Source organism: Deltaproteobacteria bacterium, from assembly GCA_017302835.1.
GTDB lineage: Bacteria > Bdellovibrionota > Bdellovibrionia > Bdellovibrionales > Bdellovibrionaceae > UBA2316.
Genome location: JAFLCC010000010.1, coordinates 38,466 through 61,193, shown reverse-complemented (window position 1 = coordinate 61,193; position 22,728 = coordinate 38,466). Strand labels below are relative to the sequence as shown.

The following is a 22,728-nucleotide window of genomic DNA, read 5'->3' as shown; positions in this document are numbered from 1 at the left end:
TCCTAATGAAAAACATTCTTGATGTTCATCATCTTTCCGTTGCATTTGGTAAAAAAACTATTTTTGATAATTTAAATTATTCTATTAAGCCTGGGCAATTTGTAGCTCTTACTGGAAGCAACGGCAGTGGTAAGAGTACTTTTCTGAAAGCGATTTTAAGTATTATTTCTTATAAAGGGCATGTTCATTTAAATACGGAGTCTATTGGCTATTTACCGCAGTCTTATTCGATTGACCGAAGTTTCCCAATCACCGTTGAAGAATATGTCGAGCTTGCAAGAAGAAAGGCTTCAGCCATAGATTCATTTGATGTTTATGAAAGTTGCCAAATTTTGAATTTAAAAAAATCTTTTTTAAATGAGCTTTCCCAAGGACAATTTCAAAAGGTTTTATTTGCAAGAAGTATCGTCAATCAACCTCAATTTTTAATTTTGGATGAACCCTTAAGCAATATTGACGAGCCAACGGCAGTATCTCTAAAAAATCTTCTGATAGAACTAAATAAAAAAGGGGTAACCATACTGTTATCCATTCATGATTCCAAATTCGTTTCAGAGAAATGTGACCAAATCCTTTCTTTAAGCCAAGTAGATTCAGGAATCATTGATCCCTGTTTCCATCATAGTCAGGAAGTGGATTGATGTTTGAATTACTAAATAACGATTTTTTCATTTATGCCGTGACGACCAGTTTCTTATTGAGTCTTGTTGCCGCTCCGTTAGGGGTTTTTTTGACTCTTAAACGGATGAGTTTAATGGGAGATGCCATCAGCCATTCCTTGTTACCTGGAATGGCTCTCTCCTTGATGATCTTCGGTTTTTCAACGCTAGGTCTTCTCCTCGGTGGGCTCGTCGCTGGCTTGGTTGTATTAGGCTTGATGTTTTGGATTACAGAAAAATCATTTTTAAAAGATGACAGCGTTCTCGCTTTAATTTATTTAACATTAAGTTCTTTGGGTATTATTTTGCTATCAATTTCTGATGTGAAAATCGATTTAATGCATTTTCTTTTTGGTAATATTTTATTGATGCCTAAGGAGTGGATATATCTTATTGCAGGGTCAGGCATTCTAGTTTTAATAGGTTTTAGTTTAATTTATAAATCTTTAATCCAAACTATTGTCGACCCTGAGTACAGTCAATTTTTAAAAATTTCTGAATCGCGAATAAAAAATATATTTTACTTCCTGGTTTTGTGGGTTTTAATTCTTTCCTTTTATTCTGTGGGAACAATCTTAGCACTCGGTTTTTTAATTATTCCAGCCATGATTGCCAAACTTTTTGCCAGAGCTATTAAAAAACAAATATTGTTGGCTGCATTTTTTGGTTGGATTATTTCATTTACAGGAATTCTATTATCATTTGAATTTAATTTACCAACAGGGCCTTCTATTATTTTGTTTGGCGGTTTATTATTTCTGACGATCTTACCTCTGCAAAGATTTAAGAAGCTGATGATCTTAGTTATCTTATGTATCCCATTTAATGTAAAGGCAGACTCAAACTCCAACATCCATGGACCAAGAGTTCTGTATTCATTCTCGTTGTTAAAGTCGATCGGGGATGAACTGCTTGAGGGCGTCACGACTCAAACTCTAGGTGTTGATTCTTTGATTCCTGCAGAGAAATCGATTCATAGTTATTCTATCTTACCAACGGATACTGTTAAGTTAAAATCAGCGAATCTTTTTTTCGTGATTGGACTTGGTTTTGAAAATTTTAATATTTCAGATATGGTAAAGCGTTTTCCAACTTTAAAAATAGTCAATTTATCAGAAAATATTCCCTATTTGAAAGATAAAGACCCCCACATTTGGAATCATCCCTTAAATGTCATTTATATTTGTAAACGTATTTTGAAGGAGTTGCTCTTATTGCTTCCAGAAGAAAAGGAAAAGTTAAACTCTAATTTTAAAAGATTTGAAACAAGTATTTTATCTTTGCATAGAAAATATTTAAAACTTTTTAATGAGATTTCCTTAAAACAAATCATTGTTTCACATAATTCCTTTTCTTATCTAGGAATGGCATACCAAATAGATATTTTTTCGCCTTCAGGTTTTGCAAGCCATGATCATGCAAAACCTATTGAATTGATCCAACTGAGGAAATTGATTGAAAAAAATAAAAAAATTCCTATCTTTAGAGAAGAATCAGCAAACAATTCCTACATTGAGCACCTTGCAAAAGAAGCTAAAATACCAATTTCTGGAACCTTAAATGGTGAAAGTTTTTCTGTTTCTAAAGATAAGAAGTTTCGATATCAGAATTATTTATTATCAAATCTAGAAATGATCTATAGAGCCTTAGAAAAGTAAAAAATGGGTTGCATAGTTCCATTTTTTAAATCAAAATAGAACTATGTACACCAGAATTTTTAGACCAGACACGCAGAGTAGTTATTTTCTTTTTGGAGCCAGGGGGACCGGCAAATCAAGTTGGCTAAAATCAAATTATATCAATAGTAATTTTATCGATCTTTTAGATGACGAGAGCTACAATCTATTGTCGGCGCAGCCTAAGGAAATTTCACGATTTATTGTAAACGAAGAGTGGCCTGTCATTATTGATGAGGTCCAGAAGATTCCGCATCTTTTGGAAGAAGTTCATCGATTGATAGAATTGAAAAAATATCGATTTGTTCTGACTGGCTCTAGCGCCAGAAAATTACGAAAGGCCGGTGTAAATCTTCTGGCTGGACGAGCTTACACGTACCATTTTCATCCTATGACTAGCGTTGAGATGAAAGGAGATTTTGATCTTAAAAAGGCTCTGATGTTTGGTCTTTTACCCATGGCGACCCAGGCGATGGACCCCCATAAATATCTTCAGAGCTATATTCGAACCTACCTTAAAGAGGAGGTTCAGCTGGAGGGGTTAACCCGAAATCTACCTGCATTCAGTCGATTTTTGCAGGCAGCGAGTTTTTCTCAAGCTTCGCCATTGAATATTTCAAAAGTGGCTGGGGATTGTGCCGTTGAGCGAAAGACCGTTGAGGACTATTTCTCCATTTTGAGAGACTTGTTAATTTCCTTTGAACTTCCCGTTTTTTCAAAGAGGGCCAAAAGAGAGGTGATAGCAAAGAACAAATTTTTCTTTTTTGATGCTGGGGTTTACCGAGGGATTCGTCCCAGAGGTCCCCTCGACTCGGAAAGTGAAATTCATGGATTTGCTCTGGAAACCTTAGTCATGCAGAATGTTCGTGCTCTCAATGATCTTTGTGAGTGGAATTATGAACTTTTCTTTTGGCATACACGAAAACATCAGGAAGTTGATCTTATTTTATATGGACCTAATAGATTCATTGCAGTGGAGGTTAAACCTTCATCTCGTTTGAGGAAAGAAGATTTTGAATCCTTACTGCTATTTAAGGAAGACTATCCCATGGCAGAAACAATTTTTATTTATGGTGGTTCCGAGGAAAAATTAGTTCATGGAATACGAGTTCTACCCGCCCAATTGTTTTTTAGTAATATTCTGAAAATTTTGAATCCTCAGAAAACCTAAAAGAAAAACCAGAATTTTTACAGCATTAGGAGTGCCAGAAGTTACCATGAATCACTCTATCTACAATCTCTTCTATCTGTTTAATTCGATTGAACTCTGTATCGAATTTTTGATTACCAGTGGAAATTAGTTTATCATTGGACATTTTCAATGTTGATTTAACTCGTGAAAGAGCCGCCTCTAAGATATAAATAGTTGCCGGCCCCACCCTCGCCCTTAACTTTTAAATCGAGGGGGCGTCCAGCCGCCGAAGGCCAGTTCCAGTTCTTCTGCCAAACTGATTCCTAGGTGATCATAGTTTAAAGGTCCCACAATTTGCATTCCGATAGGTAACTCTTTGGAACTCATCCCAATGGGTACTTGGGTTGAGGGGTTTTCTAAAGCATTGAAGATTCCACAATAGATATAATCAAAGGGGGTTGCGAGAAGATAATCATGCAAAGGCGCCGGTTGGGGTTGAGTGGGGAATAAAAGAACATTTTCATTATTTAATAAGCGATTTAATTTTGATTTTAACTGATCTAGCAGTGAGCTTAATCTAGCAATTTCTAATGAAGTTGTTTCATCTTTAGTTTTATCTTTAACAAACTCCATAAGGCTTAAGATATAGGTTGGTAAGGTATGAGAGGAGGTACCTAAAATGAGTTTGGGTAGTTCTTGTAAAAAATTGAGTTTTTTCTCTGGAGAAACGAGATCGGCAAAGGGGACGTGATCTGTTTTATTAAGAATGTTAAACCAAAGATCTAAGCCCTTAATAAAAAAATCTCGCGGAAGCTCTTCAGTTGGGTAGCCTACTTCTTTTAAATAATTAACAGATTTTATGATGCAGTTTTGCACTTCTAGAGAAGTGGAACTTGCACCTTGAATCAGAGGATCTGAAATAAAAAAAATCTTTTTAGGCTTAGAAATCTTTAAATCGAATTCAACGGCTCGACATCGTGGATCTATACCATCTGGTCCTTTTAAGATTTGAATCAAGGGGCGTAGATCTTTAGCGGATCGACAAAGAGGGCCTGCCGTGGTCATTGGGTACTTATCGAGAGGCAAAGCCTTAAGAGTCGCATGGCTCATAGGAAAATGACCCGTCAGTGGAATAATTCCTGCCGAAGGTTTATGGCCAAATACTCCACAAAATGAAGCAGGAATTCGGATACTCCCGCCAATATCACTGGCTAGGCCAAAGGGGCTTGCCCCTAAGCCGATCAAGGCCCCTTCACCACCGCTACTTCCTCCGGAAGTTCTCTTTTCGTTATAGGGGTTTGAGGTGCGTCCATAGACTTGATTGTTTGTTTCAAACCAAAATCCAAATTCGGGGACATTGGTTGTCGCTAAAAGAATGCCTCCAGCCTTGGAAATACGATCAAAAATAGTGGCTGTTTCGGTGCTTACCTGATTTTTGTAATAAACATTTCCCCCAGTTCGTTTAAATCCTTTAATAGAAAACATTTCTTTACAGGTAAAGGGAACTCCATAAAGAGGAGGAAGCTCTTTTTTATTCATGAGACCAGAGGTATATTTTTGAGCTTGTTTACGACCGTTTTCAAGGTTGAGTTCAACGGCTGCATTTAAGATGAGATTGTATTTTTCAATTAATTCAGCATGAACATCAAAAATTTCTAATGGGGTCGCTTCTTTTTTTTTTACCAAAGAAGCCAATTCAAAGGCGCTGAGTTTTAAAAAATTGATCATTACTAGACATTAAATCTAAAAAATAAAATGTCACCATCTTTAACTAAATATTCTTTGCCTTCTAGGCGGTATTTTCCGGCCTCTTTAACTGCAGATTCCGATTTAAATTTAAATAAGTCCTCACAATGATAAGTTTCTGCACGGATAAATCCTTTTTCGAAATCAGTATGTATCACGCCAGCAGCACCTGGAGCTTTGGTCCCGGCTTTTATTGTCCAGGCGCGCACTTCTTTTTCACCAGCGGTAAAATAAGTATTGAGTCCAAGCAGGGAGTAGGCTTCACGGATAAGTCGATTTAGTCCAGGTTCAGTGGCTCCTAAAGAGGCTAAGAACTCTTTTCTATCTTCAAGAGGGAGCTGTGCAATTTCGGCCTCCATGGCTGAACAAATCATTACGGTTTTATTTCCTTCCTCCTGTGCTCTTTTCTCTACGGAGCGAACCCAATCATTTCCATTATTTGAAAAATCTGTATCGGACACATTGCAGGCATACAAAACAGGTTTTGAAGTGAGTAAATGCATGTCTTTATAAAAGGATTGCTCCATTTCTTCAATAGCGACAGATCTTGCAGGCAGTCCTTTGCTGAGAGCTTCATGGACTTTTTTGGTAATTTCATATTCCGCTTTTACTTTTTTGTCCTGGGACATTTTAGCTAACTTTTCGCTTTTTTGTAATTTTTTTTCTACAGAGTCTAAATCAGCTAACATCAGTTCGGTATTAATAATTTCCATATCTCTTAGGGGATCAACACTTCCAGACACATGAATAATATTAGAATCATCAAAACATCTGACCACATGAACAATAGCATCGGTCTGTCGAATATGGCTTAAGAATTGGTTTCCTAGTCCTTCCCCCTTAGAGGCGCCCTTCACAATCCCTGCGATATCTACAAATTCAATTGTCGTTGGAACGACGGACTGAGGCTTAATAAACTGAGTGATGAGTTCGAGCCTTTTATCAGGAACAGTAACAACGCCAACATTGGGATCGATGGTGCAAAAGGGGTAATTAGCGGCCTCAGCCTTAGCCGAAGTCAGAGCATTAAAAAGAGTACTTTTTCCAACATTGGGTAAACCAACAATTCCAACTTGCAATGCCATTTTTGAAGTTCTCCTCACTCAATACTTTTGACGCGAACTCGCGTTATTGATTAAATTTTGTAGCAGCTATTTGAAATCCATCTAAAATTAAACTTTCAATAGCACGAACACTTTTTTCAAGAAAGTTTGGAAGTTCAGCAAATTCTTCTTTACTGAACTTTTGTAAAACATAGTCAGCTACATCCATATTAGGATGTGGCGGTCGTCCGACACCAAGGCGGACTCTGAGGTAATCACTTGAACCCAATTTTGCGGAGATATCCCTGATGCCGTTATGTCCTCCATGGCCACGATTTTTTTGAATTTTGATTTTCCCAAATTCTTGATCAATTTCATCATGTATTACAACGATTTGAGCCAGAGGGATTTTGTAAAATTGAGTGATTTCCAAAACGGCATTTCCAGACAAGTTCATAAATGTTTGGGGTTTTAAAAACAATAAGTCTGTATTTTGACTTTTTGTCTTATATAAAAAAGACTTAAATTCTTTTTTCTCAAGTGAATTTTTTTTATCCCCTAAAAAAAAATCAACCGCCATAAATCCAATATTATGGCGGGTGAGTTGATAATCAGATCCAGGATTACCCAGTCCTACAATAAGCCACATTTTTATTTCTTCTTATCTCCGGCGGGTTTGGCAGCAGGAGCCTTAGCATCTTTTGCTGGAGCTTTGGCCGCTGGTGTTTTGGCATCTTTCGCAGGAGCGGCTGCAGTGGCAGCAGTCGCCGTTGCAGCAGTCGCCGTGGCAGCAACTGCTGCTGGAGTGACAACTTCATCTTCAATGAGGTTAACAACGGCAATTGTCAGCTCAGGCGCTGAGAGTACCTTCACACCCGGCGCAAGTTTGAGCTCCGATACGTGGAATGAATCGCCAACACCTAGATGCGAAACATCTATAATGATACTTTCTGGGATATCATTAGGAAGGACTTCAATTTCAAGTTCTCTTTGTACGATGTTCAATAATCCTCCATCAGCTAGCCCCAGAGGTTTACCTTCAACTTTAATTTCCACAGAAACTCTTACTGCTTTAGTTAAATCTAAAGCATATAAATCAACATGAACAGGCTTTCTAGATAATGGATTTACATCAACAGATTTAATAAGAGCTATTTTTCCATTGGCTTCAGGCAAAGAGCTTTTCAGAGTAAATAAGGTATTATCAAATTTTCTTGTATTGTATTTTAAGACATCGCTTTCATTTAAGTAAATATTTTGGTTTTTAATAGCACCATAAATATTAGCAGGGATTTTTCTTTCGTTACGAAGTGCTCGGCAAGTGCTTTTTCCAACAGCTCTGGCTTCAACGGCTAGGTCAAACTTTTGTTTCATATCATCCTCTTTCAAGTACTTTTAAAACAATTTTAAAAGTGTCAGAGCTTTCAGCTCTGGTTAGTTACAGGGCCTATACGGCCCAAGTTAGTTGCAGGGCCTTCGGCCCTAGTTTAGTTACAGGGCCTTCGGTCCTAGTTTAGTCACAGAGCTTTTCGCTCTACAGAAGGAAATTTCTATTCTAGATGACAAAGAGAATCAAGGAATAAATTATTCGAATAAAGAACTTACCGAGTCATTGCTGCAAATACGTTTGATAGCCTCTGCTAAAACAGGAGCAACAGAAACGACTTCAATTTTACCAGAATTAATAGCTTCCTGTGAAAGCGGGATCGAATCAGTAACTATGAGCTTTTCAATGACACTTTCTTTGAGACGTCGGATAGCAGGGCCAGAAAGTACGGGGTGAGTGGAAACCGCAAGCACTTTTCTCGCCCCATGTTTTAGCAAGGAGTCAACTGCTTGAGAAAGGGTTCCTGCGGTGTCGATCATGTCGTCCACAATGATGGCCACTTTTCCTTTTACATCCCCAATCAGATGAAGAGCTTTGGCTTCGTTGGGGCCCGTTCTGCGTTTGTCAATAATAGCCATCGTAGATTCTATCCGTTTAGCAAAGGCTCTAGCTCTTTCGACTCCCCCAGCATCTGGGCTGACAACAACGTAATCCGTACCGTAACCATATTTTTCTCTGAAGGTTCTTGCGAGGGTGGGGATAGCAAACAAGTGATCCACAGGGACATTGAAAAACCCTTGAATTTGAGCGGCGTGAAGATCCACACACACAACTCTATCGGCACCGGCTGTGGTTAGCAAATCAGCCACACACTTTGCAGAAATAGGTGCTCTGGGGGCTACTTTTCTATCCTGTCTGGCATAGCCATAATAAGGGATAACTGCAGTGATATGACTTGCCGAGGCTCGTTTCAAGGCATCCAACATTATAAATAATTCCATATAATTTTGATTTACCGGGGGGCAAGTGCTTTGAATAACAAAAACATGATTTCCACGAACACTTTCATGAATTTCGACTTGAATTTCACCATCGGCAAAAGAGGTGACAGCGGAATGTCCCAGTTTAACTCCAGCGGCTTGGGCGACTTTGGTTGCAAGCTCTACATTTGCGTTACCTGAAAAAATTTTTAAATTTTCCATGAGTTACCTTTTGGTTGTGTTTTGAGGAGTTGACAAACTACTAGCACTTAACTTTTAAGATATCAAAAAAAATTCTTATTTTTAGAAAATATATATCGGTGTCAAATCCTTAGTCGAAACCTAGTCAACGCCTAGTCAAAAAATGAAGCAGTTTTGAGCTTATCTAAGAAAAGTTTAAGTGCTTTTGAGCGGTGTGAGTGTTGGTTTTTAAATCCAGGGCCCAGTTCGGCCATTGTCAGAGATTGATCATTTGGAATAAAGACAGGGTCATAGCCAAAGCCCATTAATCCTTGTGGGTTTTTTCCTATGGTTCCCCATAGCTCACCCTCAAAAACCCATTCTTCATTTTTGGGAGTGAGTACAATCATAGCACAATGGAATTTGGCTTTTCTATCTGAAATATTTCGGATGGTGAGCATTTTTAAAAGTTTGCTTACATTTTCTGAATCTCGAGCGTGGGGACCTGCGTATCTTGCAGAATGAACGCCAGGCAGATTTCCCATGGCGGGGACCTCAAGGCCAGAATCTTCAGCAAGAACCCAATCATCTGATCTAATAGCTTTAAGAGATCTGGCTTTGATTCTGGCGTTATCAATAAAGGTTTTACCATCCTCGGGTCTGGCTGTAAAACCAGAGATCATGCCCTGGTGATTCAATTTCAAATTAGAAATAGCTGGAGACAGTACCAAATTTATTTCTTTGAGCTTTTCCGAGTTTCCGGTGGCAATCCAAATTTCCATAAGATCCTTGTTACTTCGTTAGGGGAAAAAATTCATTAAGGTAACGACTTTGAATTTCAAACAATTCTGAACATCCTTTTTTAGAGAGTTCCATCATCAAGTGCAACTGTTCTTCGGTAAAAGGAGTTGCTTCTGCAGTTCCTTGGATCTCAATAAATTGCAATTTGTTTGTGAGAACAAAATTCATGTCGGTATGAATTTTTGAATCTTCCTCATAATTTAAATCGAGCAAAGGGACCTGACCATCCAGCCCGACGCTGATAGCAGACACATAACTTTTTAATGGAAAAGTTTTAATCTCATTATTTTTTTTCATTTTATCTAAGGCCATAGCTAAAGCAATAAAGCCTCCGGTGATAGCTGCGGTTCTGGTTCCTCCATCGGCATTGATGACATCGCAATCAATAATGATTTGCTTTTCACCAAGAAGCTTTAAATCAATACTGGCCCTTAAGCTTCGGCCAATAAGCCTAGCAATTTCCTGTGTGCGCCCACCAGTTAGAGACTTTTCTCTTTTAATTCTTTGATGAGTCGATCTAGGCAGCATTCCATACTCGGCAGTGACCCAACCTTGGCCCGTTCCAGAAATCCAGGGGGGGGTTTTGGCTTCGACACTTGCGGTGCAAAGCACTCTGGTATTGCCAAATTCAATAAGCGCAGAGCCTTCAGCATAGTCCACAATTTTTGTAGTCACATTGACTTTTCTTAGTTGGTTAAATTTTCGCTGGTCTTTTCTTTGATAAGAATTTGAAAGGTTGTGATTAGAGGAAAACTCATTCATGTAAATTCCTTGGTCCCAATGTTGGTGATTTGAATGACACTATTTAGGTATTTCAAGGCTGTCGTCAAGTGATTTTGCCGTTGACGTTAGGGGTGGATTGATTTTCACAGCATAATTTTGAATGCTTCCGTAAATTTTTTGTGCCAACTGTTTTTGATAATCGGGTCTGAGGAGTTTCATATTGTCTTTTGGGTGGCTTAAGAAACCAACTTCGACAAGAATGCTGGGAATTTGAGTTTTAGTTAGCACAAAAAAGGGTGCTTGTTTGATGATTCCTGGTAAGTCCTTCATCAGAGCTGAAGACAAATAAAAGCTTCTTTTAAGCTTAATGTTTTGATTCAACTCTGTGACTATATTTTGAATATCTTCTTTTTTAGAGAGGCAGATAGGTTCAGTTTTGTTTTTGTGTTCTTGAAGCAGCAGGTCTTCGGATGTTAACTCTTTGTGCGAAAAAGCGCTATTGGTTTGTGGTGACTGCAAAAAAAACTCGATACCTTTAGCTCTCCTGTCTTCAGATGCATTGGCGTGGATGCTAATAAATAAATCTCCTTTAGCTTGTTCTGAAAAAGCGACTCGTTTCTTTAAACTGATAAACTCATCTTTGCTTCTGGTTAAATCCGTTGAATGATGATTTCTTTCAAGGTCCTCTTTTAAGTACTTCGAGATTTCAAAAACGAGTTTGGATTCCTGTGCCTTTCCATAGACGGCACCGCGATCGGCTCCTCCATGTCCAGGATCAATAATCACTTTAAGTGCCAAACTATAAAAACTGAAAAAGATAACAAACAGAAAGTAATTCATTTTGATATTTTGTATTGATTTTAATTTTTTAGAAAGACCAGAGAAAAAAAGTTGACGACCAGGCTTGGGGGGGGGTGCCTGGCCGTCATGGGGGGTTGCTAATAGGTATTGCAACCAAAGGGCCAGAAGTTCCGTTTTAACTTTGGATATGAAATCGACTATAAAGGCTTTAGAGAGATAGGAAACTGTAAATCTATAAGACAGAGCTGACAAAGGACGCCTAGAAAAAATTTCTTTCGATATTATTAATGTCCCATTATGGATCTTAGGCCAGCCTAGGGGGTATTGCTGATTGTCTACAGAAGGGAGTTCTTTTAGAATAAACCTTGGCGAGCGAAAGGAATATTTATGAGGAACACTTATCTATTTATATTTATATTGTTTTTTGGAGGCTTTGGCATCGCTCAGGAAAATTCAATTCTGACGGGGACTGATTTATTGGGGACAGATTTATATTTAGGAAACCGAGTGGCTCAGGTAGATTCCTCGCAGATTGAAGCTGAAGAGGCGAAAATGGATGCCGAGGGTGCAAAGTCAGAAGCTAGTGAATCAAAAAAACGTATGGATGAAGAAGCTAGAAAAAAAGAAAAACTTCAAATGGAAGCCAAAAAGGCCATTGAGAAATCAAAAAAATTGGAGATTGAATCCAAACAACAACAAGCTGAAACTGAAAAATTAACCTTGCAGTACAAAGCCGAACAAATTGAGGCTGAAAAACAAACGAAATTGGCAGATGAAGAGTCTCTGAAAGCGCAAAAGAGAATTGAAGAACTAAAAGAAAAAATAAAAAAAGCAAAAGAAGAAAAAGAAAATTCAATTGAGAAAAAAAAAGAATCGGAAAAAACAGTCAAAAAACTCACTGAAGAAATCAGAGAAAATGAGAAAGAACAAAGAAAAAAAGATGAGGAATCTGTTAAGGCAAAATTGGATTTAGAACAAGCACAGAAAGAAATCCGATTGACTGAACAAAAATTAAATAAAGAAAAAATGGAAGTGCAGCGGGCGCAAGCTCAACATAAGACGGCAAGCCTTCGGTTAGATCAAGAGAAGTCCAAACTAGAAAGCGAGCTAAAAAAATATGAGCAAGAAGTAGAAAAAAACAAAAAAAGCAATAAAGATGCTGATCTAGAGTTGCAAAAGCAAGAAGGACTAAATAAAAGCAAAGAATCTGAAATTAAAAACACACAAGCTGAAATTGAAAAAGCTAAAAAAGATCAAAATGAGTTAAAATCCAAAGATGCCAACCTTAAAAAAGCTTTTTTTGAAAAAACAAAGGAATTAGATAAGGAGAAAAGCATTTTGCAAAGGGAATCTTCTCTTGCCAAAGTCGAGCTAGAAAAGTTGACAAGAACAGAAAAAGAGCAAGAGGATGCTTTAAGAAAACTAACTCAAGAAGTTGCAAAATTTAAAGTTGATGTTGAAAAACAAAAACAGCAAAAAGAATCTTTAGAAAAAAAGAATAAAGAACAAGAAGCTAAAATCGAAGAAGATAAATTAAAACTCGAAACGATTAAATCAGAACTGGAAGCTGAAAAAGCAAAGATGGAGTCAGAAAAAATTAAAGCAGAGGAGCTACAAAAAAGACAACAAGAAGCAAGTCAACAAATTTTAGATAAGAAGAAAGAGTTTAAAAAGAAGAAGTAGCTCTATTCAAACGTGCTCTTCTGAACAGTCCTAACTTATTTTTCGATGATGAGCTTTTGGGTTGGGTAGGCAAAATCAACTTTTTGTTCTAAGGCATTTCGGTAAATATCAAAGAGTATTTTTTCTTGTAATTCTAGAAATGATTTATAATCATCAATTTTAATATTAAACGCCACCAAGATATCCAAGCTGTGAGAGGAAAAATTATTAAAACTGACAATAATACTTTCCTTCTCAACAGACTCATAGTTCAGTAACAAGTTTTTAATGTAATCAATATATAAATTAATTTTTTCTATAGGTGTTTCATAAGTTATAGTTAACGTTTGTTTTGTTTTTCTAGAAATGCGATCAGATAGATTTTCAATTTTTTCTTTGGCAAGGATGGAATTTGGGATGGTGAAAAGGGAGTTATTAACAGATCTGATGCGGGTAGATCTGAAACCAATTTCCTCAATGCTTCCCTCAACGTCCAAGACTTTAATTTGATCTCCTATTTTGAAAGGCTTATCAAAGAGGATAGTGATAGAACCAAAAAGATTAGCTACGGTATCTTGTGCGGCAAGAGCAATCGCCAAACCTCCTAAACCAAGACCGGCAAGAAGACTTACCACATTGAGACCAAGATTTTGTAAAGTGATTAAGAAACCTAGGGTGATTACCATGACTTTTAAGATTTTTATAAAAAAAGGCAATACTTGGATTTGGTTGTTAGATTCAGAAGAAAAAACTTGTTCCTTTAAAAATAAGGCGAGACTGTCTGTGCCGACATAAACAAGTTGAATAAGTCTTAGTGCCAATAAAAACCGACCTATAAGAAGAGCATATTTGTTGATGGTCAATGGAAAGTCCATAAGGTCGACGAACAGAATAAAGAGACCTAAAGAGAGGATCCATGAAAGCGGAGATTCTAAATTAAAAGGGGTGCCGTATTTAATAAATTTATTCTTTTCAAATAAAGAAGGGGCTTTTTGTTTAAATCTAATTAAAATAATTTCTAAAGTTTTTCTTAAGAAAGGAAAGAGGACTAAAAACAAAAGGACCAAAGTCCATTTCCATAGGGGCATGAGAATAAAATTTTTTTCAAAAAGAGAAAAGTAAGATTCAAATTCAATCATTGTTTTATCCCGTTCTATTCTATTAAAATGATCAGTAATCCTAAGATTATTCTATAAATTCCAAAATATAAAAATCCATATTTTCCAACGACATGAATAAAGAATTTAATGGCAAAATAAGCAACCATAAAGGCGATCACTAAACCAAACAAAATAAGTCCGCCGTCATTGGCAGTGATTGAGGGAATAATTTTAACTGATTTGTATAAAGTGGCGGCAGTCATTGTTGGAACGGCTAGGAAGAATGAAAATTCAGCAGCTTCTTTCTTAGATAACTTAAAAACTAATCCTCCAACTATAGTTGCCGCTGATCTAGAGACTCCAGGAATAAGGGCTATAGCTTGAAATAAACCAAGACTAGCAATCTGAAGTGAGTTGAGATTGTTAAAGGTTTTAGGATTTTCTTTAGGCTTGAAAATAAAGTCACAGGCTATTAATACAATTCCACCAAGAACAAGTGCCCATGCTACAATGTGGACGCTGTCCAGCCATAAATCAATTTTATTTTTTAATAAAAATCCAATAATCCCAGTGGGGATAAATGCCAAAATCAGTTTTTTATAAAAAATGAAATCCATTTTTAAGAATTTATTTTTATAGAAAAAGACTACTGACAAAATGGCGCCAAATTGAATAATCACTTCAAAGCTTTTTAAGAGGATTGGATTTTCAATAGTCAAATAATGAGCCGTTAGAATCATGTGGCCTGTGGAGGAAATAGGAAGAAACTCTGTTATTCCTTCGATAACAGCTAAAACAAAAGCTTGGAAGATGGTCATCTCTTCTCCATCTCTTCTAAATGGGCATTAATTGGTATGACTCCTTGATTAGCTATTTTTATTCTTGATCGAAGCAACCACATTTCGATAATCAAATACAAAACAAAGGTAACCATCAATCCCACACCTTTTAAGAGAGCCCAAGCGGTGGTGCTCCAGTAAAATGCAGCCCAAAAGGCAAGAGCTGCATGAATCAAAAAGAAAACACCAATTCTAAAGGTGAGCTTGGGGAACTCTTTTAATAAGACTTCAGGTAATTGAATATTTTGTTGTTGAGCCAAAGACAATAGCAGTGGCTTTTTCATTAATAAAGATCCCCAAAGAAAGAGAACCATTCCTAATTCAATAATTCCAGGTTGTAGCTTAAACCAAATTCCATCTTGGGTAAAAAGTGAAATAATACCTAAAAAAATAATTAAAAAATTTCCAACTAAAGTGATTTTAGAAATTTTTTTATACTTCCATAACTCAAAAGACAGTTCACCAAAACCAAAAAATAAAGCCGTAACAAGTCCCCAGGCGGTGCCATAGTACTCTTCAACCAAAGTAAAAAGAATGATGGGAAGGAGGCCTCCGAATAGAAATGAATTAAGTGGGAATTTGGGTTTATCATTCGGTCTAAGCAAAGTTAGTTCCAGTTCCTGAATTGGGAATAAGAATCTCATCTTCTTGCATGCAAATGGTCCCATTAATAATGCTTATCATAGGCCATCCTGTCACTTTCATTCCATCAAAAACAGTCCACTTAGATTTAGATTGAATCCAATTATTTTCAATACGGCGTTCTTTTTTTGGATCAATGATGGTAAAATCGGCATCAAAACCAATTTGAATACGACCTTTATTTTGGATGTTGAAAACATCTCTGACATTTTCAGTTAAGAGCGCCGTTAATTTTTCTAGAGACAATTTATTGTTGTGAACGTGATTTAGCATGATGGGAAGCAAGGTTTGAACTCCAGGCATTCCGCTTGGAGTTTGCGGATAGGGTCTTGCTTTTTCCTCGAGGGTGTGAGGTGCATGGTCAGAGCCGATAACATCGATAACTCCACTGGTAAGGGCTTTCCAGAGAGCTTCCTGATGATTTTTTTCTCTGATAGGTGGATTTTGTTGGGCTTTAGTGCCCAACCTTTCATAGCATTCAGGAGCAAAAAGTGTTAAATGTTGGGGCAAAACTTCTACGGATGCAGTCCGCCTGTGATGAGCTAAATATTCAACTTCCTCTTGGCAAGTGACGTGCAATACGTGTACTTTTCGATTTAAATTTTCAGCGAGAGTGACAAGCCTTTTAACTGCATTATAGGAGGTGATCGGGTCACGCCATAAGGGGTGCAAGGCGACAGTGGGATGGTCCTGTAATAAACTCTTTCTTTCTTTCAGTCGTTGTTCATCTTCGCAGTGGACAACCAATCGTTTCTGAGTATTTTTCAAAATGGTTTCAAGTAAGGTATCGTCCTCAACTAAGAGCGAGCCCGTGGAGCTGCCCATAAAAACCTTTACTCCGCAACAATGAGGTAAGGATTCTAGTTGGCTTAACTGATCTGCATTTTCTTCACTGGCGCCAATATAGAAAGCATAGTTCGTATGGCATCTGTTTTTAGCTCGGTCTAATTTATCCAAAAATAACTCTTTGGTCGTCGTCGAAGGACTTGTGTTTGGCATTTCAAAAATGGTGGTGACTCCACCAAGAAGAGCAGCCCTAGTGCCAGACTCTAAGTCTTCTTTGTGAGTCAAGCCAGGTTCTCTAAAGTGCACTTGTGAATCAATAATTCCAGGTAGGATGATTAAATTATTTAAATCTAGAACTTTCAACCCCTGATGGGGAGAAATATGTCCTAATTCAGAAATTTTTCCTTGCGAGATGCCAATATCGATTTTTTCCTTTATCAAATTGGATCTTTGACGAAGGTCCTGGGGATGAGTAGGGATCAAAGCAGTTGCATTTTTTAAAATGAGATCATATTTCATTTTTTCTATATAACTTGAGTCTAGCAATTGGTCTAGAGACTATCGAGACTTGACGTGGGTTGTTGTTCTCATTGAGAATAATGGAGTGGATGTAGAAAATTTTTTACGGTTTTGGACCGATCATAATCGATTTATAATTGAGCTTACATTTGGTTTTATTTTTATTTTTATTTTACTTTTGATTTACCGACAATTTTTCAATCAAAATGGCGAGAATTTTTCACAGTCAGAAGCGCAGAGCCTTAATATTGATACCACAGAGATTGAAAAAAAACTTCAGAAAATTATGGAAGGTCAGTTAAGTCTAAAAGGACAAATTGGTAATGTAGATGGGGCCTTAGGTGCTTCAAACGGTGACAATCTTTATGGAACCAATGTTTCTCAAGAAGAAGTTGGTTTACTCAAGAAAGAGATCGATGATCTTAAAGAGCAGATTAATAAAAAAAATCAAACCATCGAAAATTTAAATCAAGTCAGTGCGATGGTCGTTGAAAAAGCTGCTGATTCAGTAGAAAGCAAAGACAGCAAAAAAGATTCTGAAGGGAAAAAAGAGCTTGAGGGTAAGGTGAAAGAACTCGAGGGGCGCCTTCAAGAGTATGAAATTATAAGTGAAGATATAGCTGATTTATCCTTCTATAAGGAAGAAAATGCTCGGCTTCAAAAAGAACTGAATGAGCTAAAAGGTGGTGGAGCAGATGTCCCTGAACCAGCAAAACCGGAACCCAAAACCAACTCGATTGATGATGATTTAATGAAAGAGTTTGCTGCTGCCATTCAAGATCAAAAGAAGCCCTCTGTGACCAATGTTTTAGAGAAATCATCATCAGATGCGAAAGTGCCTGCGCCTCAAAGCGCGGCTCTTCAAAGCACGGCTCCTGGAACTCTACCTGGATCCCAATCTGAGGCCAGCAATATAGATGATGATTTGATGAAAGAATTTGCTGCTGCTATTGAAGATCAAAAAAAAAGCCCAATGAATAAAGAAAAAGAAACTAAAGATGTTGAGAGTGAAAAACTAAAAGAATCTCAGCAGTTAATGGGTGATTTCGAAAACTTTTTAAAAAAGAATTAATTTTATGATGATAAATGTGATAAAACTAATGTGCTGGATCCTTATATTGGTAAATGCTAGAGCCAAGGCAGCAATTAACTATCATAGGGAATTAGAAATACTTTCATTGCCCCACAAAAATCAGATGGAAGTTTTTAAAAACGATCAAAAAACCTATGATAATTTAATAGCCATTGCAAAAGAAAATCGGATGAGTTTCTCAAAGCGCTGGAAATCAATCATTGCGGCAGCAGAGCTGAGAAAAGAAAAATCAATAGATGATTTGTTCCTCTTGTCTTTGTCAAATGAGTGGTTTGTAAAAAATGCCGTTCTTGTTTCTTTAAAGGAGCTAAGACATCCAAAGAAAATTGAAATTGTAAAAAGACTTCTAAAAGATAAATCATTGGTTGTTAGGTCGGCAGCAGTTGATCAGATCCTGCACGATGGGCTTGACGAGCATCGAGATTTATTGTGGGAAGAATTATTTCAAGAAAGAAATAAAAAAAAGAACCAGTCGCTCTGGATACGTAAACAAATCATAACTGTTTTATCTCAAAAGCCAAGACTCATTGAAAAAAGTCTTTTTCTAAAGCTATTGAATGAAAATGAGAATGATATTATAGAAGGAAGCTTAAAAGGGGCACAAAAATTAGTTTTAAATGATCAAGAGATACGGAGCTTCAAAAATCAGAGCATTAATGAACGTGCTCAATTTGTAAAAAGCAAGTTTTAGGGTTCTTTTATGGGATTAATGTAATTAAAGTAATTAGTGGAATTAATGGGATTAGTGGAATTCCTCTGGTTCATTTGTGAGTTTTTTGATGGCTTCTTCTATGAGTAATTCTCTTTCCATCCGATAAAACAAAGTCTTCTCTTCTAAGCCATCGGAATCTAGGATTTCAACGTCAGAAAAAAAATCCTTCACCTTCTCAATCCTTTTATCAATAGTGACTTTAACTCCAAATTTTCCAGACTCAGTTTTTATTCTTACAAATGACATCAAAATTTTATATTTTATGGCACCAGAAAGAGGTTTGGTGGCATCAGGACGATTCCACCCACCATCAGAGGCTTTGATATAATCAGTTTCAATGTGACCTGTTTCTTGATTCTGATCGGTGATTGAATACTTGAGGGTGGTGAGGGCGGCCTTCCAAACTAAGTCATAATTAGCGAAAAAAACTTTTTGCGGAGTTGCTTGTATGGTTTTTAATTTTTCATTTTTATCAGCTTGTAACTCAAATAAATTACAAGATGTTAGAAAAAATAAAATATTAAAAATTAACAGCGCTTTTCGTAATATGAGTTGCATTTTCAACTTGTGATTCATGGCTCCAGTCTACTGAAAAAAAATCTACTTTTCTACTGTTATCTGCTTTTTGACTCAGAAATGAGATTTCAAATCGATAGCGATTTTCTCTAGGCAAGAGAGAATCAGGAAGAATTATCTTTGTGGCCCATTGGGGGGAATGGAATTCCCATTTTGCTAATTTGATGTCGACCTTTTTTCCACTTTCCAAGGTTAAAGATTTAATTTCTGATATCACAGCCGTAAACCCAATGTTTTTTAAACCATCTAAATTATTAGGAGGATTGATGTGAAATTCGGTTTTGCCAAAGACTTGAGGGTTGTTCATAAGAGGCAAAAATTGATAATTTGTTGTTGTGTCCCAAGGAAGAACTACCAAACTCATGCGTTCGGTATTTTCATTGATCAGATCGAATTCGTTTTTATTTTTTATCACTCCTACAAAATATTGATTTTCAGATTTAACAGCTTTTAGATTAAAGGTGTCTTTCGATTTAAAATATTTAATGTCAATAGGTGAGTAACTCATATCGGATTTGAGACAATTTAAACCCAGCATTACTTGATCTAGAGGTATCGCAGGTGCCACGACAGTTTTCACTTGATCAAATAAAAGTTGATTTGCCGGGAAGCTCACTTTTGCCGTATTTTGATCGAGAGATGCAGAAGTATTTCCACTGGATAGCATTTCAAAATAATTTATAAGCTCATAGTATGGTTTTTTATTTTGAACTTCAGAAATAATTTTTTTAAAAGGAAAACGGCCACGAATAGTGGAAATTTTTTTGACTCCAAAATCGGCAAAATTTAAAGTGAAATTTAATTTCTCTAGAACAACGGTAATAAAATAGGATTCTTTCTGGCTTGGTAGAAAAATATTTTGTGGTAAAGGGATATCAAAACCAGCAACACTTATATTTTCAGTCCAGGGACTAATAATTTTATTAACATCGAATTGCAGAATGTCATTTTTAAGGAAACTTTGCATGACTAATGAAAAATCAACTATCCCATCCTTATCCTTTGTAGAGACGCCACTGACATCTCCTTCTACCTTGAGTTGGGGAAGGGGGAGAAGTTTTTTTAGTTTGACTGTTTGAATGGAGGGACTTTGGTTAAACAAGGTAACAGTTAGGTATTCTGGAGCAGAGATGGTCAAGGTATCGATGTCTTTCCAAGACGAGGGGAAAATGATTTCACCCTGTTCGTTTGCATGAATCCAATTATTTTCAGAGTTCTTGTTTCCAATGAGCATCTGAGCTGTCGTGATAGGACTGCCTGTTTCATTGATAACAACGAGTCTATCCGTTTGTTGAAGCCATGCGACCTTATCATCTCCTTTTTTCTCAGGAACATTTTTTTTCTCACAGGCCGTTATCAAAATAAGAATCACTATTGCTGAATAAATAAGTTTACTCACTGGTCCCCCCCCTAATTTTTACGGCCTCTATTTTAGATAGAGGACCCCATCCTTGATTCCAAATGCAATCTCGCTAGCAGTCAATTTAGCCTAGTCATTCTCTAGACTTAGAAAAAGTCTGAACAAGCCAAAGGCCCATTAAAATAGAAAACGGCTCAGTTGAAAGGTCTGCTTGACTAAAACCAACTTAAAGATTAAGAATTGAGTTTCAATTTATATCAATCGGTGGGGTAGCTCAGCTGGTTAGAGCAACGGAATCATAATCCGTAGGTCGGCGGTTCAAGTCCGCCTCTCACTACCAATTTTCTTTGAAACACTAACAATATCAATAACATACGTTTTTTTGGGTCGGCGGTTTGGGTCGGCGGTGCCTCAGTTTGTGTTGTGTTCTAGACTTTAATAGTTTAGTTCACTACCGACCCAGATCGGTGGATAAGCCGAGTCAAACTCGATATTTTCAAAATTTGATTTTCTAAAAAATTGTTCCCATGCCGTGGATAACGGTGGGAGGCCCTGTCATGCCTAAAATTCGACAAATTACCTCGTGTGATGAGTGGACTTACGGGCGGTGTGCTCATCGTCAGGACCGCGCGGACAAATATATTTCATGAGGTTTTGATCGAACCTCTAGTGGGTGTACTAAGTTGTTAAAGCGTTCGTGGGTTCAAATCCCCTGACCTCCAAACTTCCAAACCACAAAAAAATGTTCCCGTAGTTTTTTATTTGAATTTCAAGGAACGACCTTTCCTTCGGGCTTACATAATCACGCCGAAGAGAACTGTCGAGGCGATCTTTCCGAGTTTAACCTCAATCTCTCTCTTAATTGCCTTACTCCTTGGTAATGAAATTCCATTATTTTTAAAAATACTTGTCTTGCATGATGTACAATTTTTCCTGGAATAAAAATAAAATGCTTTCTTAATTTCTTTGAAAAATGCGGCTTCTCTGGCTTTGTCATGATAGCAACCCATCTCAGAATATTGTGGGCCACCATGGCGAGCTGTCCATAAGCGTAGTTAGCATTTAATTTCAAACACGGAAAATGTTTTAAGTCATAACCATATTTTTCTTCTTTAATAAAATTCTCAGCATTGCCACGTTTTTGATGATGTTCAAAAACTTCTTGAATGGAATACCTTTTTATTTTTTCTCTAGTGGTTGAGTTTTCCACAAGTTTTTCTGTGGATAAATCTAGTGGAAAATTCGTGACCACAGCGTAATAATCCCAGGGGTCTTCATGTTTAAAACCTTCATCATGAAATAAAGAAACCTGTCGTCCTTTTTTTTCTAACTCGAGCTCTTTATCTTTATTCCAAGTTCTTTTAACTAAAATAGGAAATACTAATTTGGACTCTTCTTTCTCAGACCACTTTGGCGTCCAATACATTCTGGTGAGCTCAATTTTTGGGAGTTCTTTTTCTTTTATTGCAGCTCTTTCTTGTTCTTCTTGGGAATAAATCCACTCACTCAAGGTAACTCCGCTATTTTCTAGAAGTTCCTTCCAATTAGTTGTTCCGTCGTGGGCTGTAAGAGTAAATAAAACTCCAAGTTCTACAAGAGTTTTAATAACATCTTGTTTGCAATAAGCACTATCTGCCCTGAAGAAGTCATTGAATTTAAATTTACGCTCGACTTGTTTTTTGCCATCAGCAAAAGACTGTCGAATTAAACTCTCAGCATCTACACCCGATTTAGTGTTCCCTGGTCTTAATTGAAAACCATGACATAAACCAATCTGATTAAAGCTTACTTGTGAATCTAGGCACCATTCATTTTTATAATTAAATGCTAAACCTTCCATTTTTTCACCGTGCTGTTCATGGGATGTGGAGTCTACATCGATGATAAGTTTTTTAGGTTTAAACTGTTCAGGCAATTGGAGTTGCATCTGTTCAAAAATATGACGAGACATGAGGTTTAAAAACTCATTTAGTTTTTTTAGATGAGTTTCATCAAAGTCTCTTAAAAAATCGCCGTGAGTTCTAGCTGCGGCTGTTGGGTTGCCAAATAACTCTGCAAGTTTGGGATCATTACGAAAATGATCTAAATCCTCTAAGCAATCATAGCCATAGAGAAAGGCTGCCATAAGGGTTAAGGCCATTTGATAGCTACCCACAGAACGATGAGATGTACGCTCAGGAAGGCAAGATATAAATTGATTTTTAAGTTCTGTTTGATCAAAGAGCTCAATCAAAGTCCCAAGGCCTGCGGCCATAGTGAGTTGATCTTTGGTGCTAGATAATTTTAACTTTTTAAGTAGGTTTTTATCTGTGGTCATTATCAATTTTCTCCAGACCTAAAGACAATATCAACTTTTCTTAAAATCGTCAGC

The 22,728-nt window shown here is 37.0% G+C and carries 22 protein-coding genes and 1 tRNA gene; 7 read left to right on the top strand and 16 right to left on the bottom strand.

Annotation, left to right across the window (positions count from 1 at the left end; translation table 11 throughout):
* Window positions 1-5 precede the first annotated feature (5 nt).
* The 3 genes from J0M15_11950 to J0M15_11940 are packed head-to-tail and all read left to right on the top strand — an operon-like array spanning window position 6 to window position 3,506.
* Window positions 6-641: a metal ABC transporter ATP-binding protein gene (locus J0M15_11950; GenBank protein ID MBN8537757.1), complete on the top strand. Its 636-nt coding sequence runs from the start codon at window positions 6-8 to the stop codon at window positions 639-641.
* Entirely contained in the window at window positions 641-2,317 is a 1,677-nt protein-coding gene (locus tag J0M15_11945; GenBank protein ID MBN8537756.1) for a metal ABC transporter permease, read from the top strand. Before J0M15_11950 ends, J0M15_11945 begins: the two co-directional genes overlap by 1 nt.
* Window positions 2,318-2,360: 43 nt before the next feature.
* Window positions 2,361-3,506 carry an ATP-binding protein gene (locus J0M15_11940; GenBank protein ID MBN8537755.1) on the top strand — a complete coding sequence of 382 codons (1,146 nt, stop codon included), beginning with the start codon at window positions 2,361-2,363 and terminating at the stop codon, window positions 3,504-3,506.
* 25 nt (window positions 3,507-3,531) lie between these two features.
* Here the strand turns inward: J0M15_11940 and J0M15_11935 are convergent, their stop codons facing one another.
* From J0M15_11935 to J0M15_11895, 9 genes are all read right to left on the bottom strand, one after another.
* Entirely contained in the window at window positions 3,532-3,714 is a 183-nt protein-coding gene (locus J0M15_11935; protein MBN8537754.1) for a hypothetical protein, read from the bottom strand.
* An 8-nt stretch (window positions 3,715-3,722) separates the two neighbouring features.
* Window positions 3,723-5,195 carry an amidase gene (locus J0M15_11930; GenBank protein ID MBN8537753.1) on the bottom strand — a complete coding sequence of 491 codons (1,473 nt, stop codon included), beginning with the start codon at window positions 5,193-5,195 and terminating at the stop codon, window positions 3,723-3,725.
* Window positions 5,196-5,197: 2 nt separating this feature from the next.
* Window positions 5,198-6,298 carry a redox-regulated ATPase YchF gene (ychF, locus tag J0M15_11925; protein MBN8537752.1) on the bottom strand — a complete coding sequence of 367 codons (1,101 nt, stop codon included), beginning with the start codon at window positions 6,296-6,298 and terminating at the stop codon, window positions 5,198-5,200.
* A gap of 43 nt (window positions 6,299-6,341) precedes the next feature.
* Window positions 6,342-6,905, bottom strand: a complete 564-nt coding sequence (locus J0M15_11920) for an aminoacyl-tRNA hydrolase (protein MBN8537751.1) — start codon at window positions 6,903-6,905, stop codon at window positions 6,342-6,344.
* Between the two features lie 2 nt (window positions 6,906-6,907).
* Entirely contained in the window at window positions 6,908-7,630 is a 723-nt protein-coding gene (locus tag J0M15_11915) for a 50S ribosomal protein L25 (protein ID MBN8537750.1), read from the bottom strand.
* Window positions 7,631-7,840: 210 nt separating this feature from the next.
* Entirely contained in the window at window positions 7,841-8,785 is a 945-nt protein-coding gene (locus J0M15_11910) for a ribose-phosphate pyrophosphokinase (GenBank protein ID MBN8537749.1), read from the bottom strand.
* Window positions 8,786-8,916: 131 nt separating this feature from the next.
* Window positions 8,917-9,525: an RdgB/HAM1 family non-canonical purine NTP pyrophosphatase gene (rdgB, locus tag J0M15_11905; GenBank protein MBN8537748.1), complete on the bottom strand. Its 609-nt coding sequence runs from the start codon at window positions 9,523-9,525 to the stop codon at window positions 8,917-8,919.
* Between the two features lie 10 nt (window positions 9,526-9,535).
* Window positions 9,536-10,306, bottom strand: coding sequence for a ribonuclease PH (rph, locus tag J0M15_11900; GenBank protein MBN8537747.1), 771 nt, complete (start codon window positions 10,304-10,306; stop codon window positions 9,536-9,538).
* Between the two features lie 39 nt (window positions 10,307-10,345).
* Window positions 10,346-11,320 carry an N-acetylmuramoyl-L-alanine amidase gene (locus J0M15_11895; GenBank protein ID MBN8537746.1) on the bottom strand — a complete coding sequence of 325 codons (975 nt, stop codon included), beginning with the start codon at window positions 11,318-11,320 and terminating at the stop codon, window positions 10,346-10,348.
* Window positions 11,321-11,455: 135 nt separating this feature from the next.
* Between J0M15_11895 and J0M15_11890 the strand changes: the two genes are divergently transcribed.
* Window positions 11,456-12,751 carry a hypothetical protein gene (locus J0M15_11890; protein MBN8537745.1) on the top strand — a complete coding sequence of 432 codons (1,296 nt, stop codon included), beginning with the start codon at window positions 11,456-11,458 and terminating at the stop codon, window positions 12,749-12,751.
* 35 nt (window positions 12,752-12,786) lie between these two features.
* On the opposite strand, the gene J0M15_11885 is transcribed toward J0M15_11890, so the two are convergent.
* From J0M15_11885 to J0M15_11870, 4 genes are read right to left on the bottom strand one after another with little or no spacing between them, the layout of a single operon-like run.
* Window positions 12,787-13,869, bottom strand: coding sequence for a mechanosensitive ion channel (locus J0M15_11885; GenBank protein ID MBN8537744.1), 1,083 nt, complete (start codon window positions 13,867-13,869; stop codon window positions 12,787-12,789).
* Between the two features lie 14 nt (window positions 13,870-13,883).
* Complete coding sequence (locus J0M15_11880; protein MBN8537743.1) at window positions 13,884-14,648, bottom strand: undecaprenyl-diphosphate phosphatase; 765 nt, start codon at window positions 14,646-14,648, stop codon at window positions 13,884-13,886.
* A complete protein-coding gene (locus tag J0M15_11875; protein ID MBN8537742.1) occupies window positions 14,645-15,313 on the bottom strand; it encodes a septation protein IspZ in 669 nt (222 codons plus the stop codon). Before J0M15_11875 ends, J0M15_11880 begins: the two co-directional genes overlap by 4 nt.
* Window positions 15,267-16,616, bottom strand: a complete 1,350-nt coding sequence (locus tag J0M15_11870; GenBank protein ID MBN8537741.1) for a dihydroorotase — start codon at window positions 16,614-16,616, stop codon at window positions 15,267-15,269. The genes J0M15_11875 and J0M15_11870 overlap by 47 nt, the downstream gene beginning before the upstream one ends.
* A 49-nt stretch (window positions 16,617-16,665) precedes the next feature.
* On the opposite strand from J0M15_11870, the gene J0M15_11865 reads away from it, so the two are divergent.
* Entirely contained in the window at window positions 16,666-17,688 is a 1,023-nt protein-coding gene (locus J0M15_11865) for a hypothetical protein (protein ID MBN8537740.1), read from the top strand.
* A 4-nt stretch (window positions 17,689-17,692) separates the two neighbouring features.
* Entirely contained in the window at window positions 17,693-18,400 is a 708-nt protein-coding gene (locus J0M15_11860; GenBank protein MBN8537739.1) for a hypothetical protein, read from the top strand.
* Between the two features lie 51 nt (window positions 18,401-18,451).
* Here J0M15_11860 and J0M15_11855 read toward each other — a convergent pair whose 3' ends face one another.
* Window positions 18,452-18,979, bottom strand: coding sequence for a hypothetical protein (locus J0M15_11855; protein MBN8537738.1), 528 nt, complete (start codon window positions 18,977-18,979; stop codon window positions 18,452-18,454).
* Window positions 18,942-20,396, bottom strand: a complete 1,455-nt coding sequence (locus tag J0M15_11850; protein ID MBN8537737.1) for a hypothetical protein — start codon at window positions 20,394-20,396, stop codon at window positions 18,942-18,944. The genes J0M15_11855 and J0M15_11850 overlap by 38 nt, the downstream gene beginning before the upstream one ends.
* A gap of 224 nt (window positions 20,397-20,620) precedes the next feature.
* Between J0M15_11850 and J0M15_11845 the strand changes: the two genes are divergently transcribed.
* A tRNA-Met gene (locus J0M15_11845) sits at window positions 20,621-20,697 on the top strand.
* Window positions 20,698-21,159: 462 nt separating this feature from the next.
* Here J0M15_11845 and J0M15_11840 read toward each other — a convergent pair.
* On the bottom strand, window positions 21,160-22,674 hold the full coding sequence (locus J0M15_11840; GenBank protein ID MBN8537736.1) for an IS1380 family transposase: 1,515 nt from the start codon (window positions 22,672-22,674) through the stop codon (window positions 21,160-21,162).
* Window positions 22,675-22,728 lie beyond the last annotated feature (54 nt).